We start from the raw sequence: 5808 nt of genomic DNA, 5'->3' as shown, positions 1-5808 counted from the left end.
GGCCGCGGCGGCCGTGGCGGCCAGGGCGGCGGCGGCGACCGCGCGCCCCGTCAGCAGCAGAACACCGAGCAGCAGGCCCCCGCCTCCGAGGCTGCTCCGACTGGTGAGGGGAGCTGAACCGACCGATGCTGATCCCTCGTAAGGTCAAGCACCGCAAGCAGCACCACCCGAAGCGCCGGGGCATGGCCAAGGGCGGCACCAAGGTCACCTTCGGTGAGTACGGCATCCAGGCCGTCGAGGCCGCGTACGTGACCAACCGGCAGATCGAGGCCGCGCGTATCGCCATGACCCGCCACATCAAGCGTGGCGGCAAGGTCTGGATCAACATCTTCCCGGACCGCCCGCTGACCAAGAAGCCCGCCGAGACCCGCATGGGTTCCGGTAAGGGCTCGGTCGAGTGGTGGGTGGCCAACGTGAAGCCGGGCCGCGTGATGTTCGAGATCTCCTACCCGAACGAGCAGATCGCTCGGGAGGCGCTCACCCGCGCGATCCACAAGCTGCCCATGAAGTGCAAGATCGTGAAGCGAGAGGTGGGTGAGTCCTGATGGCCAAGGGTCTTACCGCCGATGACCTGCGGACCGAGCCTGAGGACGTGCTGGTCACCAAGCTCAAGGAGGCCAAGGAGGAGCTCTTCAACCTCCGCTTCCAGGCCGCGACCGGGCAGCTGGAGAGCCACGGGCGGCTGCGCACGGTGAAGCGCGAGATCGCGCGCATCTACACCGTCATGCGCGAGCGCGAGCTCGGGATTGTCGACGACCCGCGCACGTCGCAGGAGGGCGAGAAGTAATGGCTGAGCAGACCGAGGCGCGGAACACCACCCGCAAGGTGCTCGAGGGCCTGGTGGTCTCCGACAAGATGGACAAGACCGTGGTCGTGTCCGTCGAGGACCGCGTCAAGCACGCGAAGTACCACAAGGTCATCCGTCGCACCAAGAACTACAAGGCGCACGACGAGGCCAACGAGTGTGGCATCGGCGACCGCGTCCGCCTGATGGAGACCCGCCCGCTGTCGGCGACCAAGCGCTGGCGCGTGGTGGAGATCCTCGAGAAGGCCAAGTAACCAGGGAGCTCCGCCCCTCCGGGGGCGCCTCCCGACAGACTTCCCGTGGGCGGGCCCTCCCCGTGAGGGCCCGCGTTCGGGGGGAGACCAGTGAAGGTTCCGCCAGGCTCCACGGGCGAGGCCCAGTGGAGAACCGGTGTGACGAAATGGAGTTGACGTGATCCAGCAGGAGTCGCGACTCAAGGTCGCCGACAACACGGGTGCGAAGGAGATCCTTTGCATCCGCGTTCTCGGTGGCTCGGGTCGGCGCTACGCGGGAGTCGGCGACGTCATTGTCGCGACGGTGAAGGACGCCCTTCCCGGCGCGGGCGTGAAGAAGGGTGACGTCGTCAAGGCGGTCGTCGTGCGCACCCGCAAGGAGCGCCGGCGCCCGGACGGCTCCTACATCCGCTTCGACGAGAACGCGGCCGTCCTGATCAAGGACGGCGGCGACCCCCGTGGTACCCGCATCTTCGGCCCGGTCGGCCGTGAACTGCGCGAGAAGAAGTTCATGCGCATCATCTCGCTCGCGCCGGAGGTGCTGTGATGAAGATCAGGAAGGGCGACGAGGTCGTCGTCATCGCCGGCAAGGACAAGGGCGCGACCGGCAAGGTCATCCGCGTCCTGCCGCGTGAGGAGCGCGTCGTCGTCGAGGGCGTCAACCTCATCACGAAGAACATCAAGGCCGACGCGCAGCGAGCCGGCAAGGAGAGCGGCCGCGTGACCGTCGAGGCGCCGCTCCACGTGAGCAACGTGGCGCTGGCCGAGGACGGCAAGCCCGTCCGGGTCGGCTACCGCGTCAACGAGGACGGCACCAAGGTCCGGATCTCGCGCCGTAGCGGCAAGGAGATCTGAGATGACCGAGACCGTTACCGAGCGTCCCGTGCCGCAGCCGCGCCTGAAGCTCCGCTACCGCGACGAGATCGTCAAGGGCATGCAGGAGCAGTTCGGCTACAGCAACATCATGCTGGTGCCGGGCCTGACGAAGATCGTCGTCAACATGGGTGTCGGCGACGCCGCCAAGGACGCCAAGCTGATCGAGGGCGCCGTCCGCGACCTGGCCGCGATCACCGGCCAGAAGCCGGCCGTCAACCGGGCCAAGAAGTCCATCGCGCAGTTCAAGCTGCGTGAGGGCATGCCGATCGGCGCGCACGTGACGCTGCGCGGCGACCGCATGTGGGAGTTCCTGGACCGGCTGCTCGCCACCGCGCTGCCCCGTATCCGTGACTTCCGCGGCCTGTCGCCGAAGCAGTTCGACGGCAACGGGAACTACACGTTCGGTCTGACCGAGCAGGTCATGTTCCACGAGGTCGACCCGGACAAGATCGACCGTGTCCGCGGTATGGACATCACCGTGGTGACCACGGCCAAGACCGACGACGAGGGCCGGGCGCTGCTGAAGCTCCTGGGCTTCCCGTTCAAGGAGAACTGAGCAGATGGCCAAGAAGAGCCTCATCGCGAAGGCGGCTCGGAAGCCCAAGTTCGGCGTGCGCGCGTACACCCGTTGCTCGCGCTGCGGCCGTCCGCGCTCCGTGTACCGCAAGTTCGGCCTGTGCCGCGTGTGCTTCCGTGAGATGGCGCACCGGGGCGAGCTGCCGGGCATCACGAAGTCGAGCTGGTAACCAGCCCAGCCTGTAATAACCACCGGGCACCTGACGAAGGTGCCCATGACCGCGCCAAAGGTCCATCCGCCCCGTCCGCGAGCGGGCCGGGCGGATGGAAACCGTGGCGAGGGAGGGCCAGTAGGCCATGACGATGACCGACCCGATCGCAGACATGCTGACGCGTCTGCGGAACGCTAACTCGGCGTACCACGACTCGGTGTCGATGCCGTACTCGAAGATCAAGGCGCACATCGCCGAGATCCTCCAGCAGGAGGGCTACATCTCGGGCTGGAGCGTCGAGGACGCCGAGGTGGGCAAGAAGCTCGTGATCGAGCTGAAGTTCGGCCCGACCCGCGAGCGTTCGATCGCCGGCATCAAGCGCGTCTCCAAGCCCGGTCTTCGGGTGTACGCGAAGAAGGACAACCTGCCCAAGGTCCTGGGCGGCCTGGGCGTCGCGATCATCTCGACGTCCTCCGGCCTCATGACCGACCGGCAGGCGGGCAAGCGCGGCGTGGGCGGCGAAGTCCTCGCCTACGTCTGGTAGAGGGGAGGATTCGCAGAATGTCTCGCATTGGACGTCTCCCCATCACCGTGCCCGGCGGCGTCGAGGTGAAGGTCGACGGTCGTGACGTGTCGGTCAAGGGCCCCAAGGGCTCCCTGTCCCTGACCGTCTCCGAGCCGATCGAGGTCGCGCTGGAGGACGGTCAGCTGACCGTCTCGCGGCCGAACGACATCAACACGGTCCGCGCGCTGCACGGCCTGACGCGGTCGCTGATCAACAACATGGTGGTCGGCGTCACCGAGGGGTACAAGAAGACCCTGGTCATCCAGGGCGTCGGTTACCGCGTGGTGGCCAAGGGCAAGAACCTCGAGTTCTCGCTCGGCTACAGCCACCCGATCACGGTCGAGCCGCCGGAGGGCATCACCTTCACGGTGGAGAAGCCGACCCAGCTGGTCGTCGAGGGCATCGACAAGCAGAAGGTCGGCGAGGTCGCCGCCAACATTCGTAAGCTGCGCAAGCCCGACCCGTACAAGGGCAAGGGCGTGCGTTACGAGGGCGAGCAGATCCGCCGCAAGGTCGGAAAGGCTGGTAAGTAGTCATGGCAGGCACGAAGCACCTGGCCGGCAAGGCCACGTCGAAGCGTGCGCTGGCCCGCAAGCGGCGGCACCTGCGGGTCCGCAAGAAGGTCGTCGGCACCGCCGAGCGTCCTCGCCTTGTCGTGACGCGCTCCAACCAGCACATGTTCGTCCAGGTCATCGACGACGCCAAGGGCCACACCGTGGCGTGGGCGTCGACGATGGAGGCCGAGCTGCGCGGTACCGACGGCGACAAGACGGCGAAGTCCCGCAAGGTCGGCGAGCTCGTCGCCGAGCGCGCGAAGGCCGCCGGAGTGACCGCTGTGGTCTTCGACCGTGGCGGCAACAAGTACCACGGTCGCGTCGCCGCCGTCGCGGACGGCGCTCGTGAGGGGGGCCTGAAGCTCTGATGGCTCTCACGACCAACGAGAAGAGGAACCACTGATGGCAGCGCAGAGGCGTGGTGGCGGTCAGGGTGGCGACCGTCGCGACGGCCGCCGCGACGACCGCCGCGGTGGCGCCGACAAGGGCCAGTCGTACATCGAGAAGGTCGTGGCGATCAACCGTGTCGCCAAGGTCGTCAAGGGTGGCCGTCGCTTCAGCTTCACCGCCCTGGTGATCGTCGGTGACGGCAACGGCACCGTCGGCGTCGGCTACGGCAAGGCCAAGGAGGTGCCCGCGGCGATCGCCAAGGGCGTCGAGGAGGCCAAGAAGCACTTCTTCAAGGTGCCGCGGATCCAGGGCACCATCCCTCACACCGTCCAGGGTGAGGCCGCCGCGGGCGTCGTCCTGCTGCGTCCCGCGTCCCCCGGTACCGGTGTGATCGCGGGTGGCCCGGTGCGCGCGGTGCTGGAGTGCGCCGGCATCCACGACGTGCTGAGCAAGTCGCTCGGCACCGACAACGCGATCAACATCGTCCACGCCACCGTGGACGGACTGAAGCAGCTCAAGCGTCCCGAGGAGATCGCGGCCAAGCGCGGCCTGCCGATCGAGGACGTGGCGCCGGCCGCCATGCTGCGGGCGCGGGCCGCTGGGTCCGAGGCCCGGACGGAGGCCACCGCGTCATGAGCCAGCTGAAGATCACGCAGACCAAGTCTGTGATCAGCGAGAAGCAGAACCAGCGTGACACGCTGCGGACGCTGGGCCTCAAGAAGATCGGCCAGTCGGTCGTCCGTGAGGACTCCCAGCAGCTCCGCGGCATGATCCGGACGGTGGCCCACCTGGTCGCCGTCGAGGAGGTCGACTGACATGGCCGACGCCACCGAGGGCAACCCGCTCAAGGTGCACGACCTGCGTCCGGCCCCCGGCGCCAACCGCCCCAAGACCCGCAAGGGCCGGGGCGAGGCGTCCAAGGGCAAGACCGCAGGCCGCGGCACCAAGGGCACCAAGGCCCGCAACACCGTTCCCGTCGGGTTCGAGGGCGGCCAGATGCCCCTGATCCGCCGGGTGCCGAAGCTCAAGGGCTTCAAGAACCCGAACCGGGTCGAGTTCCAGGTCGTGAACCTGGACAAGCTCGCCGCCCTCTACCCCGAGGGTGGCGAGGTGACCGCCGAGGACCTGGCGGCCAAGGGCGCGGTCCGCGCCGGCCGTCCGGTGAAGATCCTCGGCACCGGTGAGATCTCCGTCGCCGTCCAGGTGAAGGCGCACGCCTTCTCCGGCGCGGCGAAGGAGAAGATCACGGCCGCCGGCGGCAGCGCCGAGCAGCTCTGAGATCGACACCCGTGAGACCGGGGCCAGAGTCCACCACGTGTCCGGGCCGGTGGGCCCGCCGCGGGGGGGACCGGCCCCGGTCTCATCTGCTGTTAGAGTCTCCCCGGCGGTGGCGGCCGGCGTTCGCGTCCGGCCCCCCGCCTTCGTTGCCCATGGGCTGATTTTCCGCAAGCTCCGCAGGAGGAATGGTGCTGACCGCGTTCGCTCGGGCCTTCAGAACGCCCGATCTGCGTAAGAAGCTGCTGTTCACGCTTCTGATGATCGTGGTGTTCCGGGTCGGCCAGAACCTGCCGACCCCGAACGTGAACGTGGAGGTGCTCAGGCAGACGGCCGACGCGGCCAAGAAGTCCAACCAGCTGTACGGGTTGGTGGACCTGTT

At 67.9% G+C, this 5808-nt stretch carries 13 protein-coding genes and 1 pseudogene; all 14 read left to right on the top strand.

What is annotated here, in order from left to right; genetic code table 11:
* Positions 1 to 125: 125 nt before the first annotated feature.
* On the top strand, positions 126 to 545 hold the full coding sequence (gene rplP / locus DZF91_RS29540; protein ID WP_117360384.1) for a 50S ribosomal protein L16: 420 nt from the start codon (positions 126 to 128) through the stop codon (positions 543 to 545).
* Positions 545 to 787 carry a 50S ribosomal protein L29 gene (rpmC, locus tag DZF91_RS29535; RefSeq protein ID WP_117360383.1) on the top strand — a complete coding sequence of 81 codons (243 nt, stop codon included), beginning with the start codon at positions 545 to 547 and terminating at the stop codon, positions 785 to 787. Before rplP ends, rpmC begins: the two co-directional genes overlap by 1 nt.
* Positions 787 to 1059, top strand: a complete 273-nt coding sequence (gene rpsQ / locus DZF91_RS29530) for a 30S ribosomal protein S17 (protein ID WP_117360382.1) — start codon at positions 787 to 789, stop codon at positions 1057 to 1059. The genes rpmC and rpsQ overlap by 1 nt, the downstream gene beginning before the upstream one ends.
* Positions 1060 to 1216: 157 nt before the next feature.
* The gene (gene rplN / locus DZF91_RS29525) at positions 1217 to 1585 is read left to right on the top strand and encodes a 50S ribosomal protein L14 (protein ID WP_026414311.1); all 369 of its coding nucleotides are present in this window, start codon (positions 1217 to 1219) and stop codon (positions 1583 to 1585) included.
* Positions 1585 to 1893: a 50S ribosomal protein L24 gene (gene rplX, locus DZF91_RS29520; protein ID WP_117360381.1), complete on the top strand. Its 309-nt coding sequence runs from the start codon at positions 1585 to 1587 to the stop codon at positions 1891 to 1893. Before rplN ends, rplX begins: the two co-directional genes overlap by 1 nt.
* A gap of 1 nt (position 1894) precedes the next feature.
* Positions 1895 to 2470 (top strand): 50S ribosomal protein L5, encoded by a 576-nt coding sequence (gene rplE / locus DZF91_RS29515; RefSeq protein WP_117360380.1) that lies wholly within the window; start codon positions 1895 to 1897, stop codon positions 2468 to 2470.
* Between the two features lie 4 nt (positions 2471 to 2474).
* Positions 2475 to 2660, top strand: a complete 186-nt coding sequence (locus DZF91_RS29510) for a type Z 30S ribosomal protein S14 (protein ID WP_018657585.1) — start codon at positions 2475 to 2477, stop codon at positions 2658 to 2660.
* Between the two features lie 127 nt (positions 2661 to 2787).
* The gene (gene rpsH / locus DZF91_RS29505) at positions 2788 to 3186 is read left to right on the top strand and encodes a 30S ribosomal protein S8 (RefSeq protein ID WP_117360379.1); all 399 of its coding nucleotides are present in this window, start codon (positions 2788 to 2790) and stop codon (positions 3184 to 3186) included.
* A gap of 17 nt (positions 3187 to 3203) precedes the next feature.
* Positions 3204 to 3740, top strand: a complete 537-nt coding sequence (rplF, locus tag DZF91_RS29500) for a 50S ribosomal protein L6 (protein ID WP_117360378.1) — start codon at positions 3204 to 3206, stop codon at positions 3738 to 3740.
* A gap of 2 nt (positions 3741 to 3742) precedes the next feature.
* A complete protein-coding gene (gene rplR / locus DZF91_RS29495) occupies positions 3743 to 4129 on the top strand; it encodes a 50S ribosomal protein L18 (RefSeq protein ID WP_117360377.1) in 387 nt (128 codons plus the stop codon).
* A gap of 34 nt (positions 4130 to 4163) precedes the next feature.
* On the top strand, positions 4164 to 4787 hold the full coding sequence (gene rpsE, locus DZF91_RS29490) for a 30S ribosomal protein S5 (protein WP_026414317.1): 624 nt from the start codon (positions 4164 to 4166) through the stop codon (positions 4785 to 4787).
* Entirely contained in the window at positions 4784 to 4966 is a 183-nt protein-coding gene (rpmD, locus tag DZF91_RS29485; RefSeq protein WP_117360376.1) for a 50S ribosomal protein L30, read from the top strand. The genes rpsE and rpmD overlap by 4 nt, the downstream gene beginning before the upstream one ends.
* 1 nt (position 4967) lies before the next feature.
* On the top strand, positions 4968 to 5429 hold the full coding sequence (gene rplO, locus DZF91_RS29480) for a 50S ribosomal protein L15 (protein WP_117360375.1): 462 nt from the start codon (positions 4968 to 4970) through the stop codon (positions 5427 to 5429).
* 185 nt (positions 5430 to 5614) lie between these two features.
* Positions 5615 to 5808 (top strand): annotated as a pseudogene (locus DZF91_RS29475) (preprotein translocase subunit SecY); the annotation flags it as partial.

Source organism: Actinomadura logoneensis (assembly GCF_003428695.1).
In the GTDB taxonomy this organism is placed as follows: domain Bacteria; phylum Actinomycetota; class Actinomycetes; order Streptosporangiales; family Streptosporangiaceae; genus Spirillospora; species Spirillospora logoneensis.
Note: the sequence above shows the minus strand (reverse complement) of the source record. Positions and strands in the feature narration are given on the sequence as shown.